Annotated in this window: 24 protein-coding genes; 12 read left to right on the forward strand and 12 right to left on the reverse strand. The window is 56.6% G+C overall.

Annotated features, from left to right (window positions below):
- Positions 1 to 8: 8 nt before the first annotated feature.
- From ACR0AK_RS04725 to ACR0AK_RS04745, 5 genes are all read right to left on the reverse strand, one after another.
- On the reverse strand, positions 9 to 1,367 hold the full coding sequence (locus ACR0AK_RS04725; protein WP_480792537.1) for a glutamine synthetase family protein: 1,359 nt from the start codon (positions 1,365 to 1,367) through the stop codon (positions 9 to 11).
- On the reverse strand, positions 1,367 to 2,047 hold the full coding sequence (locus ACR0AK_RS04730; RefSeq protein WP_480792538.1) for a type 1 glutamine amidotransferase: 681 nt from the start codon (positions 2,045 to 2,047) through the stop codon (positions 1,367 to 1,369). Before ACR0AK_RS04730 ends, ACR0AK_RS04725 begins: the two co-directional genes overlap by 1 nt.
- A 59-nt stretch (positions 2,048 to 2,106) precedes the next feature.
- Positions 2,107 to 3,426, reverse strand: coding sequence for a glutamine synthetase family protein (locus tag ACR0AK_RS04735; RefSeq protein WP_480792539.1), 1,320 nt, complete (start codon positions 3,424 to 3,426; stop codon positions 2,107 to 2,109).
- Positions 3,427 to 3,557: 131 nt separating this feature from the next.
- On the reverse strand, positions 3,558 to 5,744 hold the full coding sequence (locus ACR0AK_RS04740) for a xanthine dehydrogenase family protein molybdopterin-binding subunit (protein ID WP_480792540.1): 2,187 nt from the start codon (positions 5,742 to 5,744) through the stop codon (positions 3,558 to 3,560).
- A 3-nt stretch (positions 5,745 to 5,747) separates the two neighbouring features.
- A complete protein-coding gene (locus ACR0AK_RS04745; protein WP_170560807.1) occupies positions 5,748 to 6,212 on the reverse strand; it encodes a (2Fe-2S)-binding protein in 465 nt (154 codons plus the stop codon).
- A gap of 139 nt (positions 6,213 to 6,351) precedes the next feature.
- Here ACR0AK_RS04745 and ACR0AK_RS04750 point away from each other — a divergent pair, with 139 nt between their 5' ends.
- On the forward strand, positions 6,352 to 6,954 hold the full coding sequence (locus ACR0AK_RS04750) for a TetR/AcrR family transcriptional regulator (protein ID WP_170560806.1): 603 nt from the start codon (positions 6,352 to 6,354) through the stop codon (positions 6,952 to 6,954).
- A gap of 63 nt (positions 6,955 to 7,017) precedes the next feature.
- Here the strand turns inward: ACR0AK_RS04750 and ACR0AK_RS04755 are convergent, their stop codons facing one another.
- The 4 genes from ACR0AK_RS04755 to ACR0AK_RS04770 are packed head-to-tail and all read right to left on the reverse strand — an operon-like array spanning position 7,018 to position 10,813.
- Positions 7,018 to 7,806 carry a heme ABC transporter ATP-binding protein gene (locus ACR0AK_RS04755; RefSeq protein WP_480792541.1) on the reverse strand — a complete coding sequence of 263 codons (789 nt, stop codon included), beginning with the start codon at positions 7,804 to 7,806 and terminating at the stop codon, positions 7,018 to 7,020.
- Between the two features lie 3 nt (positions 7,807 to 7,809).
- The gene (locus ACR0AK_RS04760; protein ID WP_480792542.1) at positions 7,810 to 8,886 is read right to left on the reverse strand and encodes a FecCD family ABC transporter permease; all 1,077 of its coding nucleotides are present in this window, start codon (positions 8,884 to 8,886) and stop codon (positions 7,810 to 7,812) included.
- A complete protein-coding gene (locus ACR0AK_RS04765; RefSeq protein WP_480792543.1) occupies positions 8,883 to 9,758 on the reverse strand; it encodes a heme/hemin ABC transporter substrate-binding protein in 876 nt (291 codons plus the stop codon). Before ACR0AK_RS04765 ends, ACR0AK_RS04760 begins: the two co-directional genes overlap by 4 nt.
- Positions 9,758 to 10,813, reverse strand: a complete 1,056-nt coding sequence (locus ACR0AK_RS04770) for a hemin-degrading factor (RefSeq protein WP_480792544.1) — start codon at positions 10,811 to 10,813, stop codon at positions 9,758 to 9,760. The genes ACR0AK_RS04765 and ACR0AK_RS04770 overlap by 1 nt, the downstream gene beginning before the upstream one ends.
- A 234-nt stretch (positions 10,814 to 11,047) precedes the next feature.
- Between ACR0AK_RS04770 and ACR0AK_RS04775 the strand changes: the two genes are divergently transcribed.
- The 6 genes from ACR0AK_RS04775 to ACR0AK_RS04800 all read left to right on the forward strand — a co-directional run bounded on the left by ACR0AK_RS04775 (position 11,048) and on the right by ACR0AK_RS04800 (position 15,792).
- Positions 11,048 to 13,078 carry a TonB-dependent receptor domain-containing protein gene (locus tag ACR0AK_RS04775; protein WP_480792545.1) on the forward strand — a complete coding sequence of 677 codons (2,031 nt, stop codon included), beginning with the start codon at positions 11,048 to 11,050 and terminating at the stop codon, positions 13,076 to 13,078.
- 20 nt (positions 13,079 to 13,098) lie between these two features.
- A complete protein-coding gene (locus tag ACR0AK_RS04780; RefSeq protein WP_480792546.1) occupies positions 13,099 to 13,545 on the forward strand; it encodes a hypothetical protein in 447 nt (148 codons plus the stop codon).
- A 64-nt stretch (positions 13,546 to 13,609) separates the two neighbouring features.
- Complete coding sequence (locus ACR0AK_RS04785) at positions 13,610 to 14,218, forward strand: MotA/TolQ/ExbB proton channel family protein (protein ID WP_480792547.1); 609 nt, start codon at positions 13,610 to 13,612, stop codon at positions 14,216 to 14,218.
- A complete protein-coding gene (locus ACR0AK_RS04790; RefSeq protein ID WP_480792548.1) occupies positions 14,208 to 14,579 on the forward strand; it encodes a biopolymer transporter ExbD in 372 nt (123 codons plus the stop codon). Before ACR0AK_RS04785 ends, ACR0AK_RS04790 begins: the two co-directional genes overlap by 11 nt.
- Positions 14,576 to 14,971, forward strand: coding sequence for an ExbD/TolR family protein (locus ACR0AK_RS04795; protein ID WP_480792549.1), 396 nt, complete (start codon positions 14,576 to 14,578; stop codon positions 14,969 to 14,971). The genes ACR0AK_RS04790 and ACR0AK_RS04795 overlap by 4 nt, the downstream gene beginning before the upstream one ends.
- Positions 14,968 to 15,792 (forward strand): energy transducer TonB, encoded by an 825-nt coding sequence (locus ACR0AK_RS04800; protein ID WP_480792550.1) that lies wholly within the window; start codon positions 14,968 to 14,970, stop codon positions 15,790 to 15,792. The genes ACR0AK_RS04795 and ACR0AK_RS04800 overlap by 4 nt, the downstream gene beginning before the upstream one ends.
- A gap of 31 nt (positions 15,793 to 15,823) precedes the next feature.
- On the opposite strand, the gene ACR0AK_RS04805 is transcribed toward ACR0AK_RS04800, so the two are convergent.
- Entirely contained in the window at positions 15,824 to 16,549 is a 726-nt protein-coding gene (locus tag ACR0AK_RS04805; RefSeq protein ID WP_480792551.1) for a FadR/GntR family transcriptional regulator, read from the reverse strand.
- Positions 16,550 to 16,956: 407 nt separating this feature from the next.
- Between ACR0AK_RS04805 and ACR0AK_RS04810 the strand changes: the two genes are divergently transcribed.
- The 4 genes from ACR0AK_RS04810 (at position 16,957) to dld (ending at position 23,078) form a co-directional block, all read left to right on the forward strand.
- Positions 16,957 to 18,006 (forward strand): TRAP transporter substrate-binding protein, encoded by a 1,050-nt coding sequence (locus ACR0AK_RS04810; protein WP_480792552.1) that lies wholly within the window; start codon positions 16,957 to 16,959, stop codon positions 18,004 to 18,006.
- A 114-nt stretch (positions 18,007 to 18,120) separates the two neighbouring features.
- Entirely contained in the window at positions 18,121 to 20,184 is a 2,064-nt protein-coding gene (locus tag ACR0AK_RS04815) for a TRAP transporter large permease subunit (protein WP_480792553.1), read from the forward strand.
- A 12-nt stretch (positions 20,185 to 20,196) separates the two neighbouring features.
- Positions 20,197 to 21,384 carry an alpha-hydroxy acid oxidase gene (locus tag ACR0AK_RS04820; RefSeq protein ID WP_480792554.1) on the forward strand — a complete coding sequence of 396 codons (1,188 nt, stop codon included), beginning with the start codon at positions 20,197 to 20,199 and terminating at the stop codon, positions 21,382 to 21,384.
- On the forward strand, positions 21,381 to 23,078 hold the full coding sequence (dld, locus tag ACR0AK_RS04825; protein ID WP_480792555.1) for a D-lactate dehydrogenase: 1,698 nt from the start codon (positions 21,381 to 21,383) through the stop codon (positions 23,076 to 23,078). The genes ACR0AK_RS04820 and dld overlap by 4 nt, the downstream gene beginning before the upstream one ends.
- On the opposite strand, the gene ACR0AK_RS04830 is transcribed toward dld, so the two are convergent.
- A complete protein-coding gene (locus ACR0AK_RS04830; RefSeq protein WP_480793670.1) occupies positions 23,079 to 23,315 on the reverse strand; it encodes a hypothetical protein in 237 nt (78 codons plus the stop codon).
- 267 nt (positions 23,316 to 23,582) lie between these two features.
- On the opposite strand from ACR0AK_RS04830, the gene ACR0AK_RS04835 reads away from it, so the two are divergent.
- Positions 23,583 to 24,029 (forward strand): phasin family protein, encoded by a 447-nt coding sequence (locus tag ACR0AK_RS04835; RefSeq protein WP_170560792.1) that lies wholly within the window; start codon positions 23,583 to 23,585, stop codon positions 24,027 to 24,029.
- Positions 24,030 to 24,337: 308 nt separating this feature from the next.
- On the opposite strand, the gene pdxR is transcribed toward ACR0AK_RS04835, so the two are convergent.
- Positions 24,338 to 25,738, reverse strand: coding sequence for a MocR-like pyridoxine biosynthesis transcription factor PdxR (gene pdxR, locus ACR0AK_RS04840; RefSeq protein ID WP_480792556.1), 1,401 nt, complete (start codon positions 25,736 to 25,738; stop codon positions 24,338 to 24,340).
- Positions 25,739 to 25,811 lie beyond the last annotated feature (73 nt).

The following is a 25,811-nucleotide window of genomic DNA, read 5'->3' on the forward strand; positions in this document are numbered from 1 at the left end:
CGCACGCCTCAGACGTTCATCAGCAGATGCTCGCGCTCCCACGGAGAGATGACCTGCAGGAATTCCTCGTACTCGGCGCGTTTTACGATGCCATAAACGCGGGCGAATTCGGGACCCAGAACCTCGTGCAGGGCGGTGGCCTCATCAAAAAGGTCCAGCGCGTTGCCCATAACCTGTGGGATGTCACCTTCGCCTTCATAGGCATCGCCGTAGAACTGGCGACGAGGGCGTTCTTGCCGGGTCAGGCCCAAATAGCCACAAGCTAGGGAAAGCGCGATGCCCAGATACGGGTTGCAATCCATCCCGGCAATCCGGTTTTCCACGCGGCGCGCCTCGGGGCCGGACAGCGGAACGCGAATACCGGTTGTGCGGTTGTCGCGCGCCCATTCCAGATTGATCGGAGCGGCGTGATCTTTCACGTAACGACGGTAAGAATTCACGTAAGGCGCCATCACAGCCAGACCTGCTGGCAGGTGGTTCTGCAACCCGGCAATGAAGTTGTAGAACGCGTCCGTTTCACCACCTTGAGGGCCCGAGAAGATGTTCTGCCCTGTCTCTATATCGATGATCGAGTGGTGGATATGCATGGCCGAGCCAGGCTCATCCTCGATCGGTTTTGCCATGAAGGTAGCAAAGCAGTCGTGGCGCAGCGCGGCCTCGCGGATCAGGCGTTTGAAGTAGAATACTTCGTCAGCCAGCTTGACGGGGTCGCCGTGGCGCAGATTGATCTCTAACTGACCTGCACCGCCTTCTTGTGTGATGCCGTCGATTTCGAACCCCTGATGTTCGGCGAAATCATAAATGTCGTCAATCACCGGCCCGAATTCATCTACCGCGGTCATCGAATAGGCCTGCCGCGCGGCCGCTGGACGGCCCGAACGGCCCATCATGGGTTTGATCCCATGCGCCGGGTCGACGTTTGGCGCGACCAGAAAGAACTCCATCTCAGGCGCGACGATCGGGTCCCAACCTTTGTCGTGGTACAGCTGCACCACGCGTTTCAGCACGTTGCGCGGGCTGAAGGGGATCGGCTCACCGTCGCGGTCATAAGCGTCGTGGATCACCTGTAGCGTCCAGTCGCCGGTCCAGGGCGCAGCCGAGGCCGTCGAGAAGTCAGGCTTCAGGATCATGTCCCGTTCGATAAAGCCGTCATCGCCTGCCGCTTCGCCCCAGTCGCCGGTGATGGTCTGATAAAAGATACTGTCGGGCAGGTGAAAATACGTTTGTCGCGCGAACTTGCTGGCTGGCACAGCTTTGCCCCGCGCAATGCCCGGCAAGTCCGAGATGATGCATTCGACTTCATCCAGCCTTTGACCGGTGATATAAGTTCTTGCTGCTTCTGGCAGCTGGTCTTTCCAGTCGGCCATCAGGCCCTCTCTTTCTTCAGAAATTCAGCCATTTGACGCCCGATTGTTCCGTTGTCATCTGGGCCGGGCATGCGGTTGGCGGCGGCTTCCATCAGCGTGTCTGGAACAACACCCTTACCGCGCGTTTCCATTAAGCCCTGAATAAAGGCATCGCCGTATTCTGGGTGGGCCTGAACGGTCCAGATGTTGTCTCCGTAGCTGACCATCGCATTGCGGCAAAAGTCGTTGGTTCCGGTCACACGTGCCCCTTCGGGCAGTTCAACCACCTGATCCTGATGCCAGGCATTTAAGGTGACGGTTTCGCCTTCGAAATCGTAATCAGTGCGCCCGACGGACCAACCGCCGTTGAATTTTTCAACCTTGCCCCCTAGCGCCTGTGCGATGATCTGGTGGCCAAAGCAAACGCCTATCAGGGGGCGACCGGTTTGTTGAATGGCGCGGATCAACTCCTCAAGCGGTGGGATCCAAGCATGATCCTCATACGCGCCATGGCGCGAGCCCGTGATGATCCAGCCATCGGCTTGAAAAGCATCTTTGGGGAAGCAACCGTCAACAACGGCGAAGGTTTCGTAAGTAAATCCGTTGCCGTCCAGCAGCGCGGCAAACATCGCGTCGTATTCGCTAAACTGGTCCTGAAGTTCGTCAGGAGGATGGCCGGTCAGGAGGATGCCGATTTTCATGGGTCACCAAATTTGATCAAATTTATTCTAGCCCAGCGAATGCGGGCGGGCAAGGGGGCTCATACGGCTTCGATGTAACTCAGCCAATGGGTTTCGGATGGACGCTCGGAGAACCGTTTGATTTCCTGACGCTTGGTCATGGCAAAATAGCGGATCAGGTCAGCTGGAAAGATACGCGCGACGCTTGCGTCTGTTTCGAAGGCCGCGATTGCCTGTGCCCAGTCGGCAGCCAAGTGTGGCAGCCCGCCGATCTCGTAGGCATTTCCTGAAATCGGGGCGGGCGGTTCCGTCTGATCCTGAATACCGTTCATGGCGGCCCCCAATACAGCGGCCAGCATCAGATAAGGGTTAATGTCCCCACCGGCGACGCGATGCTCGATCCGTCGCGCAGCCGGAGCGCCACCGGGAATGCGCACAGCAGCAGTGCGGTTTTCATACGCCCAACTTGCACCGGTTGGGGCGTGCGCGCCCGGAACTAGGCGTGTGTAAGAGTTTCCATGCGGTGCAAAGACAAGCGTGCAACCGGGCATCGCAGTCAGGCATCCGGCAACGGCCCAGCGCAGCAAATCGGTGCCTTCGGGGCCGCCATTGTCGAAGACGTTGCGTCCCTGTTGATCCACGACCGAGAAATGCACATGCATCCCGTTGCCAGCGTCATCGGCATAGGGTTTCGCCATGAAGGTGGCGGTGAACCCGTGTTTGCGGGCAAGACCACGCGCCAAGGTCTTGAAAAGCCATGTATCATCGGCGCAGCGCATAGCGTCTTGGTGGTTCAGGTTGATTTCGAACTGCCCGACTCCGCTTTCTGAGATAGCGGTTTGTGCGGGAATTCCCATCGCGGCGCACCCATCATAGAGATCGGTAAAGAACGCATCGAAGGCATCCATTTCGGCCATCGACAAAACTGCTTCATCCTGCAACCGCCGCTGGGTCACAGGGTTTATCGGTGGTTGCGGATGTGCGCCCGAGGTGTCCAACAAGGTGAATTCCAGTTCAGTCGCCGCTACGACCGACCATCCGCGCTGGGCATAGCGACCCAGGACAGACGCAAGCGCATGCCTCGGGTCGCCAGCAAACGGGGTGCCTTCGTCGTCATGCAGGCACATGGGGACAAGGGCGGTTTCTGTTGCCAGCCAAGGCACAGGCACCGGACCGCGATCTGTCGGAAGCAAGACGCCGTCTGCGTCGCCGGATTCGAAGACCAGCGGGCTGCCGTCAATATCCGCGCCCCAAAGATCAACATTCAGCGCCGAAAACGGCATGCGCAGCGTGCCTTTGTCCAGCTTGTCAGCATAAGAGGGCGGCACTCGCTTGCCCCGCATCTGACCATTCAGGTCACATGCAGCAACGCGAAAATTGTGCAGGGCGCTCAGATCCATCGGAGACTCCATTACTCTGGCTACCCGAGGTTTAATAGAGGCACGGCCTGTTGTCACGAAATTTGATCAAATTTTTAGTCGCAAAGAAAAACCCCGCGCCAATTCGGTGGAAATGGCGCGGGGTGATGCGTTTAAACGAAGCTGACGCCGTTCTCGGCCATCGGATGTGCGGCCACATGAATGCCAGACATCGTGTTTATCGCATTGGCCAGCGCCGGAGCAGACGGAGGAGTCCCGGGCTCACCCACACCGGTTGGCGCTTCGGCGGACGGCACGATGTGTACGTCGATTGCGGCGATATCACCGATCCGTAGCGGCTCGTAGTCCGGGAAGTTGAACTGATCCACGGCCCCATCGGTCAGCGTGATCTGGTCTCGCATGACGTGACCGATGCCATAACCGATACCGCCTTCCATCTGGGCGCGTACCACGTCAGGGTTCACGGCAATCCCGCAATCTACCGCACAGGTGACCTTTTCGATCTTGATCCCGTTCTCCGGATCGCCCGAGATTTCGACGACTTCAGCCGCATAAGACCCAAAAGACTTATGCACCGCGATACCCTGTGCCCGACCTGCCGGAGCTTTGCCCCAGCCTGCCTTTTCGGCGGCCAGTTTCAGGACACCCGCCTTGCGGACCTGATCCGGATCGCTGGTATCGGTCAGATAGGCCAGCCGGAATTCCACCGGATCACGCCCAGCGGCCTTTGCCGCAAGATCCATCATCACTTCCATCGCATAGGCCGTGTGAGTGTGCCCCACGGAACGCCACCAAAGAACCGAGGTTGCCTTGGGGGTATCAGTCAGGCCGACAGCCATACCGGGGATAGCGTAGGGGCTGTCACCGATCCCCTCAACCGAGCTGTGGTCGACTCCGTCTTGGACTGAGAAGGATTCGAACGGTGTCCCTTTCATGATCGACTGACCCGCAACCTGATGCTGCCATCCCACGATGTTTCCATCGGCATCGAGGCCAACACGCGCTTTGTGACCAAAGGCCGGGCGATAATAGCCGCTGCGGATGTCATCCTCACGCGTCCAGACCAGCTTGACCGGGCGCGAGCGGTCGGTGACGACAAAAGCCAACGCTGCCTCGACCTGATAGTCCGCATCTGGTGTTGCGCGGCGTCCGAACGAACCGCCCGCCAGCATCGTTTTGATCTGGATTTTCTCGGGCGGCAGCTGGAAGATCTGCTGATAGGCCATGTGCGGGCCAGTCGGCATTTGCGCACCGTCATGCAGGACAATGGTGCCGTCTGCAGTCTGTTCTATGGTGCAGTTCAGTGGTTCCATCGGGGCATGTGCCAGCAGAGGGAAGTAGAAGGTCTTCTCAATAACCGTGTCCGCCCCTTCAATGGCCGAAGACACCGCTGCCGCGTCTGCCTTATTCACGTTATAGGTTGGCTCAGCATCCAGAGCGGCCATGATCTCGGCCTTGATCTGGTCCGAGTTGCGGGTTTCAGCCGCTGACATGTCCCAGTCGACTTCAAGCGCGTCGCGTGCCTGAATGGCGGCCCAAGTGTTTTCGGCATAAACCGCGACCCCTGCCTGATTGGGAAGAACTGCAGCACTGATGTATCCTTTGACCTCTTTCGACGCGCTGTCGTCAAAGCCGTTGGCGATACCGCCTTTCGCTTCAGGTCGCTTGATCATGGCGACCATCTGGTTCGGCAGGTGGACGTCCATCGCGTACATCGCCTGACCGTTGCCTTTGATTGCCGAGTCCTTACGGCGCACCGTTTCATTGCCAATCAGACGGAATTCTGACGGGTCTTTAAGGCGCGGCTCGGCCGGTGCTTCGAGTTGAGCGGCAGCGGCAACAAACTCAGCGATTGGCGCCGACTTATCACCCGCTTTGACGATGCCTTCCTCTATCGTGATGCCCGATGCATCGACGTCCCAACTTTGCGCCGCGGCATTGATCAGCATTTCGCGCGCTGCCGCGCCCGCCTGACGGTATTGCATCCACGAGTTCGCCATTGCAGTCGAGCCGCCGGTGCCTTGGAAGGGGCCGAACAACAAGTTGTTGTAGACCTGCGGGTTGGACGGGGCGAATTCGTATTCGATCTGGTCCATGGTCAGGCCGATTTCCTCCGCGATCAGCGTCGGCAGGCCGGTTGCCGGACCTTGGCCCTTTTCAAAGTGTTTTACGATGGCTGTTACAGTGCCGTCGGCATCGATCTTTACGAACGGGTTGAATTGAGCTGTCTCTGACGAAGCAGTCGCCAGCGCCCCATCAGGGCGTGCGCCAACCAGCAGGACGGCACCGGCAGCGGCGGCACCTTTCAGAAATCCACGGCGGGAGGTGTTGATGGTCATGGATCAGGCCTCCAAAATTTCAGATGCGCGCTGAATACCGGCGCGAATACGTTGGTAAGTGGCGCAGCGGCAGGCGTTGCCGGCCATGTAGTCATCAATCTCTTCGACGCTGGGCTTGGGGTTTTCGGACAATAGTCCAACCGCCGACATCACCTGGCCAGACTGGCAATAGCCGCACTGGACCACATCTAACTCCACCCAGGCCTGCTGTATGGCTGCGCCGATTTTGTCGTCTCCGACAGCCTCGATTGTGGTGATCTCAGCATCTTCGACGTCTTCGATATAGGTCTGGCATGAGCGAACAGGTTCGCCATTCAGGTGCACGGTGCACGCGCCGCAGGATGCGACGCCGCAGCCGAATTTGGTTCCGGTCAGCTTAAGTTCGTCCCGTATCACCCATAGCAGGGGCGTGCCGGGTTCGGCGTCGACCGTGTGGGTTTCGCCGTTCAGTTTTAATGTCAGTGCCATGAGGGGGCTCTCCGTGTTGGGCTGGTTACCTGAGTCGGTAAACTGGCGGGTTTACACTAAGTGAGAAATCCATGCGTGTAAACTGGAGAGTTTACGTAGTGTTTGACCTTTATCTGTCAATACGTCTATAGCTTTGGATATGAACGAATGCACAACGCCGAATGCGTCCAAACATGCTCAGATCATTGAGGCAGCCGTAGTTGAATTCCAGGAAAAGGGGTTCGCCGCTGCCAGCATGGACCGCATCTCGGCACAGGCTGAGGTGTCAAAGCGCACTCTATACAAGTACTTTGAAAGCAAAGAAAATCTGTTTCGATCCATCGTTTTGGAGCTGTCAAACCGGTTCGCAGCCGTGCGGGACGTCCGCTATGAAAAAGGGCGTGATATCCGGGAACAGTTGACCGATCTGGCTTGGGCGGAGGGACGCGTTCTGATGCTTCCCGAAGTGATGGCGATGGCGCGGATGGTGATCAGCGAAACTTTGCGTAACCCCGATCTGGCTGCTGCTGCTCAGGGTAAGCTCGATAAAACGGCGATCTTTATCGAAATGCTGAAGGATGCCGCCGAAGACGGGCAGTTGCGGATCGAAAACCCCGAACAGGCAGGGCAGGAATTCATCGGGCTGATCAAGTCCAGAGCGTTCTGGCCGATGGTTTTCACAGGCAACGTTTTGAACGAAGCCGAGATGACCGCGACCATAGAAAGCAGCGTTGACATGATACTGAGCCGGTACGGCGTCTAGTTTCAGCACAAGAGGAAGGCGGCATTTCAGTTTGCGAATATACCGCCCGCCTAAACAAGATTCTTATGCCGTCAGGGTCTGCCGCATGGCTTGCGGCAGGATGAACGGAACCTGACCTTTTGGCAGGGTGCTAATCGGCAGGTCGATGCCATAGACTTGCCGCATCGTTTGGTCATTTAGAATGGCAGTTGGCGTGCCCGATCCCCAAACAGATCCTTCCGACATTACATACACATAATCTGCAAACAGCGCTGTCAGGTTCAGATCGTGCATTACCACAACGACGCCGCCGCCTTGTGTGGCAAAGTCTCTGGCAACGCCCAGCACGGTGAATTGATGCGCAATGTCGAGGCTGGCAACAGGTTCGTCCAACAACAGCCATCTGGATTGATCGTGATAGGTTGCGTCCCAGACCTGTGTCAGAACGCGGGCAAGTTGAACGCGTTGCTGTTCGCCACCCGACAGGTTCTGATACGAACGGTGTTCGAATCCCTTGAGGTCGACATGAGCCAGCGCACGGGATGGCAGGCTATCATCTCCAGCGGCCATTCCGTTCGCAAGGCCCAGTCGGACAATCTCGAGCACAGTGAAAGGGAAGGCAACGGTTGACGATTGCGGCAGCACACCGCGCATTGCGGCCAGTTGCCAAGGCTTAAGTTCAGAAATGTCGCGCCCGTTCAGAGAAACCTTGCCTGAAGATTGAATTTCGCCGGATAAGGCTTTGAGCAAAGTTGATTTTCCCGAACCGTTCGGGCCAATGATCGCCGTGACCTTTCCGGGTTCCGCGTCAAAGTCCACACCGTGCAGAATCTCTTTCCGGCCAAGTTTGACGTGTATGTTTTCGCCCTTCATCACTTACATTCCCATAGTTCCGTGGCGCCGCAGCAGGATCCACAGGAATACCGGAGCGCCTAAGATTGCGGTTACGATACCAATCGGCAGCTCAGCCGGCGCAACGATCAGGCGGCTGATCATATCGGCACACAGCAACAGACTGGCCCCCAACAGGGCCGAGTTAATCAGCAGGCGATGATGGTCTGGTCCGGTCGCCAATCGCAGCAGATGCGGAACGACGATGCCGATGAAACCAATGCCTCCGGACACCGCGACTGCAGCGCCGGTTGCGCCTGCCACCGCCAGAATGGCGATGTTCTTGCTGCGCTGAACCGGGATTCCCATGTGGTGCGCAACGGCTTCGCCCATCGCCATGCCGTTTAGCGCACGAGCAAGGAACTGCGCCACAAATACCGAAATCAAGATGATCGGAGCAGCCGTTGCCGCCTTGGTCCACGTCGCGCCAGCCAGCGAGCCCATGCCCCAGAACGTCAGATCGCGCAGCTGTTGATCATCGGCCATATAGACCAGAACCCCGGACACAGCGCCTGACAATGCTCCCAACGCGATGCCGGCCAACAGCATGGTTGCAACTGACGTCTGCCCGCCGCGCGTTGAAACGCGATAGAGCAGCAAGACGGATGTCCACCCGCCCAGAAATGCCGCAACAGCGACCAGGCTGTTGCCGACCCAAGCCAGAATAGAGACGGGCAGGTAGCCACCCAGAATGATTGCGGAAATTGCTCCCAGACCAGCACCTGCACTGACGCCCACAATTCCCGGGTCGGCCAGGGGGTTGCGGAACAAACCCTGCATCACCACGCCGGAAACCGCCAGCGCGGCCCCAACCATAATCCCCAACGCCAACCGGGGCAGTCGGATGTCCCACAAGACGATCCGGTCAAGGTCCGACATTTCGCGCCCGGCGATCAGATCGGAAAATGCGGCGCGGACTGAAGCGTCTGACGCGCCAACCGAGATGCTAAAAAAACTGGTGATGACCAACAGCCCCATGAGGGCCAAGGTGACCCGGCGCGCCACTATCCGTCGGTCGTGCGCCGCCACGTTCAGCCCTTCGTGGTCCATTGCAAGTGTCATGAATCACTCATTTTCTGCAACTCTGCCGACAGATCGGCAATCGCATCAGCAGTACGAGGACCAAAGCCCAACAAATACGCCCCCGGCATGCGGATCAGCCGCTTGTTTTGACCTGCGGGCGTCAGTTTGACGGCGGGCATGGCGAACAGTTCTTCATTGGCGGTGATGTGGTTGCCTTGCCGATCCATCATCAGGATCACGTCTGGCGCGGTTGTGGCAATCGCCTCGGGTGTCATGGGTTTGAAACCCGATACGTTGCCAGCTGCGTTCACGCCGCCAGCCAAGCGGATGATACTGTCTGCCTGTGTATCTGCGCCGCCAACCATGATGCGATTATCCTGTGCCGATAGCACAAACAGGACCCGGGACGAGCCATCGACAGAAGCGTCGATTGCGCTTGAATGGGCCCCGTCAATCTTGGCGCCGGTTTGAACGGCAAGCTCTTCAGCGGCCTCTTCGACACCCAGTGCGGCCCCGACAGCCCGGATTTTCTCAACGACCCCGTCGCGAGAATAATCTTCGCTGATCGAAACGAACGGCACGCCAGCCTCTTTCAGAACCTCTACCGCTTCGGGCGGACCGGATCCTTCCAGCGCCACGATCAGATCGGGTTTCACCGACAAGACCCCTTCGGGAGACAGCGCGCGTATGTAGCCGACATCTGGCAGATCAAGCACATCAGTCGGATAGGTCGATGTCCGGTCCCGACCAACAAGACGATCCTGCTGACCCAAGGCATACACGATCTCGGTCACGGAACTGCCAATGGCGATGATGCGGTTTGGTTCGGCGTCATCTGCTGCGATGGCTGAGGTTCCGAACGTCACACCGACCAGCGCGATGACAGATGAGAACTTGTGAAAGGAATTCATCACGCTACCTCGGCTTCAATTTTGGATTGAAGGCCTGCCACAAGCTGATCCCAGGCCGGGCGATGATCCTTTTCGCCTGAACGGCGGCCAAAGACTTGCAGAATAAGGCCACCCTCGGCATCGAATGCCTCAACCGAAACAGCGGGGCCTCGTTGGGTGGGCTTGGAGACCGCCCATACCTCGGCAATATGGTCGGAACGCAGGTGAAGGTTGAAACGCGGATCAAGCACGTTGAACCACGGTCCCATCTGCTTGAGCGTCTCAACCGGTCCGCCGTGAATTTCAATACATCCGCGATTGCCGACGAACACCATAACTTCAAGACCTTGGTCCCGGACCTGTTCGAACAACTGGGAAACGGTTTCCGTTCGCAGTTCCCGAACAAGTGGTTCGCCAGCGATGCGGTAAGCTCCCAAGCGGTTCATTTTAAGCTTTGAGGTCAGCCGCATGAACTGATGGGTGTCGGTCATCTTGGCCCATTCGCTTCGCAATAGTTCGACTTTGTCCAGGTTTTCTTTGGCGACCTCGGTCGCCTTGCGCGCCTCAACCTCTAGCGATTGCGATTGGTCATCTGCTTTCAACTCGCCGACAAGGTCTTTCCAGTGGTTCAAGTCAGAACCCTGGCGCAGAAAGATTTTGTGTACCGCATCCCCGGCCGCATCGAAAACCTGAATGGACCGCTTAGTCCCACTTGCTGTTGCACGCTCAACCGCGAAGGCATGGACCCAATGGCTGGGGAACATGCGCAAGTCGATATCTTCGGTCAACACCATCGAAGCATGTGCACCGGAATGGTAGTTGTCGTACTGCCCGACCTTCTCAATGACGCAAGAAGGGTTGCGCGTCAGCGCCATGACTTCACCCAGCCCGTGAAGCTTTGGGAAGATGTCATCTAGGTTTGACGTTAACCGCGTCACATCTATGCCGGTAAAAGCAGCGACCAGGACCGCTTCGGTAATCCCCAGCGATTCCGCAAGGTCGCGGTCACGTTTTCCAGTATTATCAGCATAAGCTGCACGTATTTGCTCGGGGGGCAGAACCACCTGTTCCGTCATGGTTTTTTCCATCTTCGAGTGTCATGATTGGGAAGCTGGCTTTGCCTTTGACTCAGTCAGAGGCCCGCTGGCGGATGCCGTTTAAACGGTCGAGAATTTATGTTGACTGTTTTAGTCAGCTTTATTAACGAGCACAAGTCGCCAATCAATGGCGATTCCAAAAATCAAAAAGACTGACCAAGCCAGCACGGAGCAAGCATTTCCGGTCCTCTTAAAAGTTTCGAAGGGACAGAAATGCGTTCGCGGATTCAAAAGATGGGGTTGCTGGGTACGGTGTCGTGCCTCAGCATGATCGCAGCAAGCGCTTCGGCGCAGGAGCAGGATGACGGCTTCCTTGGTACGCTTGAGCTGGGTGAAAGTAAGCGGGAAATCCAGACGGATACAGCAGTGCCGATTACCAATATTGATCAGGAAGAGATCAATGATCGTCAGGCCAACACCGTAGCAGAACTGATCGACACGGTGCCCGGTGTGACGCTGGTCAACGGTTCAACACCGCAGGGTTCGGGGATCAACATTCGGGGCTTTGGTGCAAACAGCACCTTCGGGACAGACCAAAAAGTGCTGATCCTTGTCGATGGGGCGACAACCGGAGCAGAAGAGCTGTATCGGATCGGCAACCAGTTGTTCACCGACCCGCAGCTATACAAGAGCGTTTCAGTAATCCGCGGCACCGTGGGATCGTTTGAATACGGTTCGGGTGTCGTTGGCGGCGTGGTTCAGTTGGAAACCAAAGACGCGTCAGATTTTACCGGTGGTGAACCGGGCTTCCGGTTCCGCCAAACGCTGGAGGGCTATTCCAATGGTAACGGCTTTGCTTCCTCGTCGATCCTGGCCTGGCAACCCAACCGTCAGACCGAATTCCTGTTCAACTACACCTATCGTGACCAGGACGATCAGAAGGACGGCAATGGCGACACGATCGGCAACAGTGCCTTCACGCTGCCGTCGCTTCTGGCAAAGGGTAAATACAGCTTTGGTGATGACCTGGAACACTCGATCACCGCGTCATATAACCAGTCGACCTCGGAAGAGCGGGATGTGCCGTATGACTCGTTCGGCACTACATCGGATTCATTTGGTAACGTAGACCGCGATATCGAGACGAAAATCGGCATTCTGCGATATCAGTACCGCCCGGCTGGCAACGACCTGATCGATCTGGATGTGAACTTCAGCTACTCGGAACAGAAGATCGACAGTTCTTATGTTCCCGGGTCTTCCAGCCTCGAAGGAACGCCATTCTTCCCAAGCATTCGCGGGCTGGCCGATGCAACCCACAATTATGAAACAACGAAGCTGACGATCAAAAATACGTCCTACTTCCAGACCGGAGTCGCCTCGCACGATCTGCGCGCCGGGATCGAGTTCATCAATCGTGAGCGTCTGGACGCGCCGTCGGCCCCCGGTGGCACCGACCGCAGGGTCGCCTTGTTTGCTGTTGACGACATCCAGATTGGCGACCAGCTGACCATTACACCGGCCATTCGGTACGAGACGCAGGATATCAAAGGCGACGGCGATGCGCCTGCGCCGCGCAACGAAAGCTATGACAACGACGCCCTGATGGGCGGTTTGTCTGCGCGATACGAATTTGCCAGTGGTTTCGCTGTGTTCGGCGGCGGTGCATACACGGAAAGCCTGCCGATTATCGACGATCTGGGCACACCCGCGTACATGACCCAGCCCGAAAAATCGCGCACATGGGAAGCAGGGTTCTCGTATAACCGAGGCGATGTTTTTGCCGCAGGCGACGTGGTCCGGGCCAAGGTCAACTTTTACAAAACCGACCTGTGGGACATCACGTCTTACGTGTCTGGTAGCCCTTCGCGGCCCTTGCAGGAAGTTGAAACCAAAGGCGTGGAAATCGAAGCGTCCTATGCCAGTGCGGCTGGTTACTATGTCGACTTCAATGCAAACATCGTCAAAGGAACCGAGACCAGCTCGCTTGGCGTGGATTCGCCTTGGCGGAATGAGCCGACAGACTCTGCTCGCGTGACCGTTGGCAAACGCTTTGGTGAAACACTGGACGTTAGCTGGGAGCTTTTCGGAGCCAAATCCGGCACCGATTCCAGCGGCGATCCTGTTGCTGGCTACGGCGTGAATACCCTGCGGGCGACCTATCTGCCGCAAGAGGGTGCATTCCAGGGCTTCGAGGTCCGCGCAGGTATCGAAAACATCTTCGACAAGAACTATCTGCCGAACCTTTCGACCCGCAACTCACCAGGCCGGAACTTCAAGCTGACTCTGGCTAAAACCTTCTGATCCAGGCGAAAGGACCAGTCATGCAAACATCCATAAAAAGAAATGCTCGGGTGGTCCTGCTGACCCTGCTCCCATTTTTGGGGGCAGGGTATGTCAGCGCAGACGAAACGCAAAAGCCCGGCGGCGTGACGATCGAGCTCAGCAACGCTGAGGCAAAGGGCGAAAGTTGCCTGCTGAGCTTTGTTGCTGAAAACGCTTATGAAATCGATATCGACGGCGCTGTCTATGAGACCGTTATTTTTGGCGCTGAAGGTCAGGTGACCCTTCTGACATTGCTGGACTTTGCGGAACTACCTTCGGGCAAACCTCGCGTAAGGCAGTTTCAGTTCAACGACATGGCGTGTGATCAGATCAGCCGAATTCTGATCAATGGTGTGCAGGAATGCGAGACCCAATCCGATCTGGCAGATGCCTGCATGTCCGGGTTGACGCTCAAAAGCCGTCTTGAAACCGAAGTGATTGGGTGAATTTATGGACGCAGTTATAAGAAAAATATCGGAAATTTTTGATTTAGGGGGGCCGGTTGTCGCCATGCTGATCGTGGCTTCAATCGCAACGCTCTCATTGGTTTTGTACAAACTGTGGCAGTTCCGCGCCGCAGGGGTCGGTCGTCATATTGAGCTTTCGCGCGCCATTCAGGCCTGGGATCGTCTAGACCTTGCTGAAACCAGAGCGCATCTGGGTAAAAGCCGCAGCTACCTGGCTCCGGTGATTGCCATGGCCTTATCAGGTGAGGATCGCACCCTGTCCGAGCGTACCGACGCTGAAGCCGAAGCGCGGTTCGCTCAACTTGAGCAAGGGTTCAACGTATTGGATATGGTGGCCCAACTTGCGCCGCTTCTTGGCTTGTTCGGGACCGTTCTGGGTATGATCGAAGCGTTCCAAACCCTGCAGAGTGCGGGCAATTCCGTTGATCCATCGCTGCTTGCCGGTGGCATTTGGGTAGCCTTGTTGACAACCGCTGCCGGCCTTGCAGTTGCGATGCCGACTTCGATGGTTCTGACGTGGTTCGAGGCGCGCATGAACCGAGAGCGTAGTTTTGCCAACCGTGCATTGAGAACGGTGTTTGCACCGGGGTATGCCGAGGATGGGCCCGAAAACGAGAAATCGCCACAGCCGACGTTCGTTCATGGCACTTAACGTTCGCAGAAAACGGCGCAGACGCCTGTCGATGACGTCCCTGATCGACGTCATTTTCCTGCTGCTGTTGTTCTTCATGCTTACGTCAACGTTTTCAAAGTATGGCGAAATCGAATTCGCCACCGCTGCCGCCGGAGGCACAGAAACAGATCGGGCAATCCGTTTTGTCAAACTCGAAGCCAACCGCATTCTGGTTGATGGCTCTTCTGCCGCGTTCGAAGATGTGGCCGCGGTCATGGCGGCTGGAAAGCCTCAGATCGCGCTGATCAGTCTTGGGCAGAACGCAACTTCGCAACAATTGATCGACCTGCTTTCAGTTCTGAGCGGTGTAAAGCAGTTGCGCGCACAGGTGATCGGATGAATCAGCTGAAGCCCAAGGAAAAACAGGGCCGAGAGCCGACAATCGCACTGATCAATGTCGTCTTTTTGATGCTTATTTTCTTCATGATTGCCGGCACCCTTGCGCCGCCGCTGAGCCAATCGGTGAAGCTGGTGCAAACCAGTGACCTGGAAGGTCGTGAACCACCCGACGCTTTGGTCATCCGGAGCGACGGTACGTTGGAATACCGGGGTGCCGAGTTGACCGGTGTTGAGGCGTATGTTGAACGCGCATCGATCAATCTGCCGCTGGATGACGTTCGCGTTGTGCCGGATCGGGCTTTGCCTGCTGTTCGGCTGAAAGAGGTCAGTGATGCCTTGCGAGCTCTGGGCGCCAAACGGGTCTATGTGGTCACCGAAAGAGGCTTGCAATGATACCCAGATCCCGTGCCGTTGCAGTTGCCGCCCTGGCATTGGCTGCAGCAACCCATGTTCTTGCCCTGAACGACTTTTCTGCTCGTGAAACGGTGCTTGTCGAAGGCGGCGGTTCGGGCGAGGTTGCTGCGTTGGGGGATGCCTTCAAGGACTATGTGACCGGGGCGACCGCTTCGGCACCCGCAACTGCGCATCAACCAGCAGTGACACCGACACAGCAACACGCCGCAGTTAGTCCGACATCTCGGGCCCAGGCGACAATTTCTACAGAAATCGACCATACCGTCACAAACAGAACGGCGGCCGTTCCGGTGACCCGTGTGCAAAAACCTGTCTACGCGCAAAAAGCAGAACCCGCGAAGGTTCCGCCAAAGCCTGAGGCGGTCGCACAGACCCCAGACCAAAAACCGGCAGAGCCGACGAAACAAAAGGTCGATCAGGTCGCTTCGCAGGCGGGGAACTCTGAAAAAAGCGCGAAGAAAGGTAATGCGTCGGGAAAAAACAGCGAAGGCGCTGCGACGGTCAAAAATCCAACGTCCACGGCGGCCGGGCAGGGTAATGCCGAAGTCAGCAATTACAGAGGGCACGTGATGCGCAAGATCACTCGCGCCCGGCGCAAGAATGTCAATATTCGCGGCGCGGTGCTGGTGAGCTTTCGGATCGGCGACAATGGTGCGCTGGCCAGTGTCACAGTCAAACGCAGTTCGGGATCGAAACGTCTGGATCAGGTGGCGCTTGCTCAGGTGCGCGCGGCAGCGCCTTTTCAGCCGCCTCCGGCCGCAGCCCGTCGCGACTACATGATTGAGATCGTCGGAAAATAGGCACGGCTTGAGCGACTGTGCCTCTTCGGGATCAGGCTTTTGGATCAGATAGAATGCGACGCTTTTCAGCCATCGCTTCGCGACGGCGTCTTTCCATACCCAGCTTGAATGACTCCTCAACAAAGTCGATGTGGTCATGGGCGGCCTTTACCGCGCGGGTTTCGTCACCTTCTATGACCGCCATACCAAGATCGCGATGTTGCTCCATCAAAAGCTTGCCTGTGCCGTCGATGGTTTTCAGGAAATCACGGTTGTAGAACACGCCTTGGCGTGTGAGTTCGTAGATCGAAGCCATCATGTGAATAAGGGTCGCGTTCTGACTGGCGTCTACAATTGCGGCGTGCAGGGCAAAGTCAGCCTCTCGTGAGGCCAATGCGTCCTTTTCGCTCCAGGCACGCTCATCCTCGGCCAGGATTTCGGTAATCCGTTCTATATCCGCTTTGGTCGCCCGCCGCGCGGCAAGTTTGGCGGCAAACCCCTCTTGCTCGCGTCGATATTCGAGATAGTCGAAAAACGCAGGCTCATGTCGTTCGTACAGCGCCAAAAGGGCAGGGAGCATGGCACTGCCAGTCAATGCTGCAACAAAGGTGCCTTCACCATGCTGTGTTGTCACCAGACCGCGCTCTTCGAGAACCGCTAGCGCCTCACGTAGTTTGGGGCGGGAGACGCGCAGGGTTTCCGCTAGATCGCGTTCCGATGGCAGCTTTCGGCCCTGTTTGAGGATCCCTGAGGCAATCAGATCTTCAATCTGAGCCACCACCGCATCCGAGAGTGATTCGTGTCCGATTGGTTCAAAAATCGCAGTCGTGTTCATCGTGGTTTTGCCTCTCTGAAGAAGATTTCAGAACCTATTTGGTAAATAAAAGTAACCTTTGACTGTATATTTTTCAACAGCTGACTTTCTAGACCAGATCCACGAGTTTTATAAGCGCAACTGGCTACCAACAAACAATAAAGAAGTGTTCCTTCACCCAGAACGCTTCGCTGCGTTGTTCTCAAGCAAACACGTCACTTTCCCATTCAAGGCTTAAATTGTGCGATCCATTGGTAAACAAAGTTGTTGACTGATACATCTGGTAAACTTTATTTACCAATGTGGGCGCTGAACGTCTGGCGCCACACATTTATCGGACAGCACGTCCGACCGACCCTGGAGGAGATTTCATGAAAAAGACCCTGACGAGCCTTGCTGTGGCGGCCAGCCTGATGGCAGCGCCTGCAGTTGCCGCCGATAAGCTGCTGCTAAAAACCCCGATCGCGTTCTCGACTGAACTGCCGGGCCTTGGCTCACCAATCCCACGTGTTGCCGAACAGCTTGACCTGATGTCCGGCGGAACGCTGAAGATGAAGGTGTATGAGCCGGGTAAGCTGGTCCCGCCTTTTGAAATTCTCGATGCAGTGTCTACCGGAAAAATCAATTCAGGCTATACCACCGCAGGTTACTGGGCGGGCAAGATCCCCGCGGCACCTCTGTTCTCGGCCGTTCCATTCGGACCCGAGGCGGGCGAATACATGGCGTGGCTTTATTACGGCAACGGCATGTCGCTGTATCAGGAGATGTACGATCAGGCGGGCTATAACGTCCACGTCATCCCCTGCGCTGTCATCGCCCCGGAGACGTCCGGCTGGTTCGCGACCGAGATCAATTCTCCCGACGATCTGAACGGCCTGAAAATGCGCTTCTTTGGTTTGGGCGGTAAGGTTATGCAGAAACTGGGCGTCGCAACCTCGCTGCTGCCCGGTGGTGAGATTTTCCCTGCGCTGGAAAAGGGTGCTATCGACGCGACCGAGTTCTCGATGCCTGCCATTGACGCGCGTCTGGGTTTCCACAAACTGGTCAAGTTCAACTATTTCCCCGGCTGGCACCAGCAGGCGACCGTGTTCGAGTTGATGATCAACAAGGATGTCTGGAACGAAACCAGCGAGCAGCACAAGGCGATCATCGAAAACGCCTGTAAGGCATCGATGGCTGACAGCTTTGCCGAAGGTGAGGCCATTCAGCACGCAGCCCTGATCGACAACGTCGAAAACAACGGTGTCATTATCAAACAATGGTCGCCCGAGATGCTGGATACCTTCCGCGCCACCTGGGATGAGGTTGCCGCCGAAGAGGCCGCCAACGATGCTTTCTTTGCTAAGGTTCTGTCCGACATGAATGAGTTCCGCGACGGCTACGCCCTGTGGAAAACCAACGCGTTCCTCCCCCGTCAGTGACCTGATTTGCTGACGCGTCCGGGGCAGGGGCAACTCTGCCTCGGACATTATCAGGATTTTGAACCTGCATTCCCTTGACCGCGCCCGCGCCGGTCAACTGAGCGAGGATTACCCATGGCCACGCAAAAGAACCTCAATGATCCGGTCGAAGCCTATGAAGGCATCCTAGAGCACCCCGAAACTGACCGCCAAAAAATCGCCGTTGCTATTGATACTGGTGTAAAAACCGTCGGGCACGTGGTGATGTGGGCCAATGTCCTTTTGATGGCCGCGATCTTCAGTCAGGTCTCGCTGCGCTATTTGTTCAGCCAAAACTATCCCAAACTGGACGAGATCCAGTGGCACTTTTACGGCATCGTCACGATGATCGGCATTTCCTATGCCTTGATCACGGACAGCCATGTTCGCGTCGATGTCCTGCACATGCAGCTTTCTCGCCGGGCGCAGCGTGTGATCGAAGTGATCGGCATCCTGACTCTGCTGACACCGTTCATCTATCTGATGGTCGACCAAGGGTATGATTACTTCTACGAAAGCTTCCGCGTAAGCGAACGCTCGGACAGCCCCACTGGTCTGCCTGCGCGCTGGGCTTTCAAGGCGGTCATTCCGATCAGTTTCGTTCTGCTGGGCTTGGCCGCATTGGCGCGGCTGATCCATGATGGGCACGCGTTGATGTACGGACCGGCATCGGAGCGCGAAGGCGCATCGCTGCGTCGCATTCTGTTGGTCCTTGCTGTATTCGCAGCTGTCTGCGTTGGCCTGACATTTTTGGTCGAAACGACCGAGGAAAAGCTGGTCATCGCAATGTTCCTGACATTCATTGCGCTGCTTTTTACAGGATATCCTGTGGCATGGGTGTTGGCCGGGGTCGGCGTCGCCTATTGCGGGCTGGCCTATCTTTTTGACAACGACCTGATGCTGTGGACAGGGCTTGAGAGCACCCTTACCGGGCTCGACTATCTGACGTTGGGCGCAGTGGTGAACCGGGTCTATGCGACCATGTCCAACGCGGTTCTGGTGGCGTTGCCGATGTTCATCTTTATGGGGCTGATGCTGGACGAAAGCGGGGTCGCCGAACGTCTGATGTCTTCGATGCAGCGCCTGTTTGGCACCGTGCGTGGCGGTCTGGCGATCACGGTCACGCTGATCGGGATCATTCTGGCAGCCTCTACGGGCATCATCGGTGCATCCGTTGTGCTGCTGGGCGTCCTGTCGCTCCCGTCAATGATGCAGCAGAAGTATCAGCCCACCTTGGCCGCCGGGGTGGTTTCAGCCTCTGGCACGCTGGGCATCCTGATCCCGCCGTCAATCATGCTGGTGATCATGGCAGACCAGATGGCTTTGTCTGTGGGCGATCTGTTCATGGCCGCGGTCTTCCCGGGGGTCATCATCGGTGGCCTTTACCTGACTTACATCTTCATTCTGGCATTGGTTCAACGCGATGCGGCTCCTGTGCCCGAGGGCGCAAGGGCCCCAGACTGGGCCGCCGTGAAGGACGTTCTGATCGCAGTCATACCGACGCTATTGCTGATCCTTGCGGTTCTGGGTTCAATCTTTGCCGGCCTGACCACACCAACCGAAGCCTCGGGGATCGGTGCGCTGGGCGCGACGCTGTTGGCGCTGGGGTATCGCAAATTGACGTTCGCCAAGCTTTGGAACGTATTGGTATCGACTTTCAACACCACCGCCTACATCTTTGCGATCTTCCTGGGAGCGACGGTATTCTCTTATGTCCTGCGGGAACTCGGTGGGGATGAGTTGATTGAACATGTCGTGCAGTCCACCGGGTTTGGGGCCAATGGCACGATCCTGTTCATCCTGTTCATTGTCTTCCTGCTGGGCTTTGTGCTGGACTGGATCGAGATCACGCTGATCGTGCTGCCCCTGATGCGCCCCATCGTAAATGGGCTGGGCATCGACATCCCAGGTTTCGGTGTTCTGGATGAACCGGCCTTGGTGTGGTTCGTCATTCTGGTGGCGGTGACGCTGCAGACCAGCTTCCTGACGCCGCCTGTGGGTTTCGCGTTGTTCTATCTCAAGGGCGTCTGCCCGCCCGAGATAAAACTGACCCATATCTACAAGGGCATTATTCCGTTTGTCTTACTGCAATTGACCGGGCTGGCGCTTGTTTTCCTGTGGCCCACGCTTGCCACCTGGCTGCCATCCGTCGCCTATTAAGGAGGAAGAGACATGCGTCTGAAAGATTGCCATAACTTCCGGGACTTCCGTAGGCTGGCCAAGCGCCGCCTGCCGGGGCCGATCTTTAACTACATCGACGGCGGCGCGGACGACGAAGTGACGTATCGCGAAAACACTCGGACGTTTGAGCGGTGTGATCTGTTGCCCTCCGTTCTGCGCGGGGTGAAAGACGTGGACATGTCCGTCACCGTCATGGGGCAAAAGTTGGACATGCCGATCTATTGCTCGCCCACTGCACTGCAACGGTTGTTCCACCATCAAGGGGAGCGTGCCGTGGCCGCTGCGGCCGAGAAATACGGGACCATGTTCGGTGTGTCGTCTCTGGGCACGGTGTCGATGGAAGAACTGCGGCAAAAGCACAAGAACCCGCAAGTCTATCAGTTCTATTTTCACAAGGACCGCGGGCTGAACTCTGCCATGATGCAACGCGCCAAAGAGACTGGCGTCGAGGTGATGATGCTGACCGTCGACAGCATCACCGGCGGCAATCGTGAACGTGACTTGCGAACGGGTTTCTCAATCCCGTTCCGCCTGACTCTGGGTGGGATGATCCAATTCGCGATCAAACCGATGTGGGGCATCAATTATGTCACGCATGAAAAGTTCCGCCTGCCGCAACTGGATGAGCATGTGGATATGGGTGACGGTGCCAGCTCGATCGGCGGCTATTTCACCGACATGCTGGACCCTTCCATGGATTGGGAGGATGTGGCCGCCATGGTACGCGAATGGGACGGCCAATTCTGCCTTAAGGGGATCATGACGGTCGAGGATGCCCGCCGCGCGGCTGAAATCGGGTGTACTGGAATCATCCTTTCAAACCACGGCGGTCGACAGTTGGACGGCTCGCGCACGCCGTTCGACCAACTGGCCGAGATCGTGGACGCGGTCGGCGACCGCGTGGATGTGATGATGGACAGCGGCATTCAGCGCGGGACCCACGTGCTCAAAGCGCTGTCGTTGGGGGCCAAGGCAGTTGGGGTAGGGCGACATTATCTGTACCCGTTGGCGGCTGCCGGCCAGCCGGGTGTCGAACGAGCGCTTGGGCTGATGCGCGCCGAGATCGAGCGCGACATGAAGCTGATGGGCGTTACGCGAATTGATCAGCTGTCGCGCAGCAACCTGCGCTTTCGCGATACAGCGACAGGACTGGGCGACCCGCATCGGAGCGCAGCATGAACAACGAAGCCCTAGTCTCCGAGTTTCGTGCCATCGTCGGCTCGCGCCACGTGTTGACAAGCGACCGCGCAACCGAGCGGTTCCGCCGTGGGTTCAGATCGGGGCAGGGCGTGGCATTGTGCGTCGTGCAGCCCGGCACTCTGCTCGAGCAGTGGAAAGTCCTGCAGGCCTGCGTCGCTGCGGACAAGATCGTCATCATGCAGGCATCAAATACTGGCCTGACCGAGGGATCCACGCCAAAAGGTGGGTACGACCGCGATGTAGTTCTGATCAACGTTGGTCGGATGAAAGGTCTGCATCTGTTGCAGGACGGGCAGCAGGTTCTCAGCCTGCCCGGCGCGTCGCTGTTTGAGCTGGAAAAGAGGCTGCGACCGCTTGGGCGAATACCTCATTCGGTGATTGGCTCATCCAGTATCGGTGCCTCAATCCTGGGTGGGGTTTGCAACAACTCTGGCGGCTCGCTGTGCGAGCGTGGCCCCAGTTATACCGAGCTCGCCTTGTTCGCTCAGATCACAGCAGACGGGGAGTTGAAGCTGGTCAATCACTTGGGTCTGGATCTGGGCGACACACCCGAAGAAATTCTGACCCGGGTTGAAGCCGGCGATTTCGAGATGAATGCCCCGACGCCGCAAGGCCGTCATGCCTCTGACCCGGACTACACCACGATCCTGCGGGATGTCGACGCGGACACGCCGTCGCGGTACAACAACGACGACCGACTACTGTACGAAGTGTCAGGTTGCGCGGGTAAACTAGCGGTCTTTGCGGTCCGGCTTGATACATTCCCGATCTATGAACGTGAGCAGGTCTTTTACATCGGTACAAACGACCCTGCTGACCTGACCGACTTGCGGCGCCATATCTTGACGCGCTTTGAGACCCTGCCTGTTTCCGCTGAATATGTGCATCGCGAATGCTTCGACATCGCCGCGAAATACGGCAAGGATACCTTGGTAATGATCGACAAGTTGGGGACCGACCGGCTGCCGATGTTTTTTGCTTTGAAGGGCGCAGTGGATTCGCGCCTGAACAAGTTTTCGCTGACGCGCGGTTTCACCGACAAGCTCATGCAGATTGCCTCAAAACTCTGGCCTGAGCATCTGCCGAAGTTTTTGTATGAGTATCGAGATAAGTACGAACACCATCTCATCCTGAAAATGCATGACGGTGGTATCGAAGAGGCGGCTGCATTTCTTCCGGGATTCTTCGGCTCTCGCAGTGCTGAATTCGCCAGCTGCACACCGCGTGACGCCAAGATCGCCGGGCTGCATCGTTTTGCAGCTGCAGGTGCTGCCGTGCGATACGGCCACGTCCATTCAGATGAAGTCGAAGAAATACTTGCGCTGGATATCGCGCTTCGTCGCGACGATCGAGATTGGTTTGAAACTCTGCCACCTGAAATTGCCGATCAATTGGTGGGCAAAGTCTATTATGGCCACTTGATGTGTCACGTGATGCATCAGGATTACATTGTCAAAAAGGGGTGCGATCCTAAGGCGATCAAGGCTGCAATGCTCAAGATCCTGGATGAGCGCGGGGCAGAATACCCAGCCGAGCATAACGTTGGACATTTGTACAAGGCCAAGCCGGATCTGGCTGAACATTACAGGCGCTGCGATCCGACCAATTCCTTTAATCCGGGTATCGGTAAAATGTCGAAGACCCGAAATTACGCTGCTGACATCCCCGGGTAATCAAAGCGCATACTCTTGTGCGATGTTCGCATCCTGACCACGCTGCTGCGTGCCGAGGGTATCGGCAAGAATGCGGTGGTGATTGTTTCGGGCGACAGTCTGACCTTCAGGACGGAGTAACTGCTGCGCTCGGTTGGGATCTGCACCCGGGAGCAGAACAACACCCCTGAAGATGCAGATCAAATGACGTTCCACAGGGTAAGAAACAACTTTCTGGGTATACAGGTTGGTATCCACGCAGTCAGTCTCATCTCGTCCTGGTTGAAGAAGCGGTCGGGTAAACAGATTCCCGCGCGTGCGACCGGCGATTCGGCCCATCCTGCCCTGGCCCCGGCGCCAGGGACCTATGTGCGGGTCAAGGCAAGTATTTGATTTCAATGCATCCCGTAGAATTATTCTGCAGTGCAGCAATAAAATTCTTGCAATGCTGCGCTGCGGCAACCATATTGTCCTCAAGCTGATGAAAGCCGGGGTGGGCCCGGTTCGGCAAAAGGATTTAAGACAATGGCAAAGACGCAAGATTTCACCGCGACCCTGAAAGACGTTATGGGCGCGTTCCCTGTTGACACCGCCGCTCTGGAAGGTGCTTTCAAGTCGACCGCGACGCTGAACGAAAAGCTGTCGGGTGTTGCACTGGAAGCGGCTGAAAAGTCGGCTGAGATCTCGAACAAATGGACCAAGGACACCCTGGCCAAGCTGACCGAGATGTCGAAAGCCAAGGCAGAGCCTGCTGACTACGCCAAGGCAGCAACCGACTTCGCCAGCGCATCGGCTGAAGTTGCAGCTGAAAACATGGCGGCCTTCGCTGAGATCGCGAAAAAAGTTCAGTCCGAAACCGTTGAGCTGCTGATGGCGGCTGGCAAAGACGCAGCCGAAGACGCAACCGCGGCTGTCAAAAAAGCCACCAACGACGTGACTGCAGCTGCCAAGAAAGCTGCTGCTGCCAAGTAAGCAAACGCCGCGAGGCGCACCCACTCCTCCCAATCGGTGCTATCGCGCTGGGCAGGTCGAAAGACCTGCCCTTTCTTTTTGTGCTGCTCATCGGTGGAGCCTGTCGCCGATGAGCTAGTCTCTTTTAGAAATGAAGATACGCTGCCCGCGTTTCGTGGTGATGCCTGGGATTGCCTGGGTTCCCTTGCATATACGGCGAGAAATCCAACGGAGCAGGCACAAGCTTCTGAATGGAATTGCACAAACGATGGCTTTGTCGAAGCCATTGACTTGAAAACCAAAGCGATGCCCGGTCGCGGATACGCCAGTCACCTCACGAAGCAGGTTCTCAACTTCATCAGAGCCGGCTCCATTTCTTCTTCGGAACACCCGCAAAAGCCCAAAATTAAGCCATTGCGACCTGAATTCCCGACTGAGAACCGCGAAAGCGGCCGTACTGCAATGCCCATCTCCGATGCAGCCACGGCGATCTTTGTATCTTCGAAATCACTGTTTAGGTGAAACACAATCTGCATACCCGCATGGTGGTTAATGAAATGCCCAAATTCCATGAAGTCTCGTTTGAGTTTCTCCAGAAGAAATTTCCGTCGTTCATCGTAAATCCGGCGCATGCGGCGCAAGTGTCGGTAAAACTCTCCGGACTTCATGAACTCAGCCAGTGCCTGTTGCGGCATATAGCTCGCTTTTGACCCGAAACGGTTCAACGTTGTCCGGAATCGATCAAGCAGGGCAACCGGGGCCACGATATATCCTAACCGCAGGGAATTAGAGAATATCTTCGAAAAGCTACCGATATAAATTGCCCTGTTCAGCTGGTCAAAACCGGCCATTGCAGGGATCGGCCGCCCAGCATACCGGAATTCACTGTCGTAGTCGTCTTCGATAATCCAAGCGTCGTTCCTTTCAGCCCATGCCAGGAAATCCAACCGGCGACTTGGCGACATAGCGCCGCCAAGCGGGTATTGATGCGAAGGTGTCAGTACAGCAAGTTTTGGCGTCGCGTGTCGGTCAGGTAACCGGGTACCGTTTTCGTCCACGTCCAAGAAGGTCGTCCCAAGGCCTTGGGCGTTGGCAAGACGGCGCACCGGCAAATAGCCGGGATTTTCTAGGCCGACAGCCTCGCCTTTGCCGACCAAACTGCGCAAACAGATCTCGATTGCATCAATTGAGCCTGCGGTCACTATGATGTGGTGCGCCGCGGCATCAATCCCACGCCATTCAGAAACATGTTCCGCGATAGCTTCGCGCAGGTCACCGTTTCCGAAGACTGAGCTTCCAGACAACATGGTCTCGGGGTTTGTTCGGCACACGCGGGCGACCGTCTTGGCCCACTGCCGGTGCGGGAACAACCGCATGTCCGGGTGACTGGCTTCGAAAGGCATTGGAGTTTTTAGCTGTTCTTCGACGGATTTGGGCTGTTTTCGAGCAACATGCTTCGTCAACTCAACTTCGCCCAAGGCGCAGACTGTGTAGCCAGACCCTTGCAAACTATTCAGATATCCTTCTGCCACAAGCTGTTCATAGGCGGTCACGACGGTCGAGCGTGAAACGCCAAGTTCAGTGGCAAACACGCGTGTTGGCGGCAGCTTTGTTCCCTCGGCCAAATCTCCGGAAATGGTACGCGCTCGGATGGCCGCGCAGATCTGCTCAAAAACAGGCGTCTTCGCGGATCGGTCGATGGAAAAGGCAAGCCAAGGTGTGTGCTTCATATTGGTATGCTAATTTTTTTCATTTTTGGACATTAATAAGCATCCAAAACCATGACAATCCGGTCACTGAAAA

It is taken from the genome of Ruegeria sp. BI12 (genome assembly GCF_056537985.1).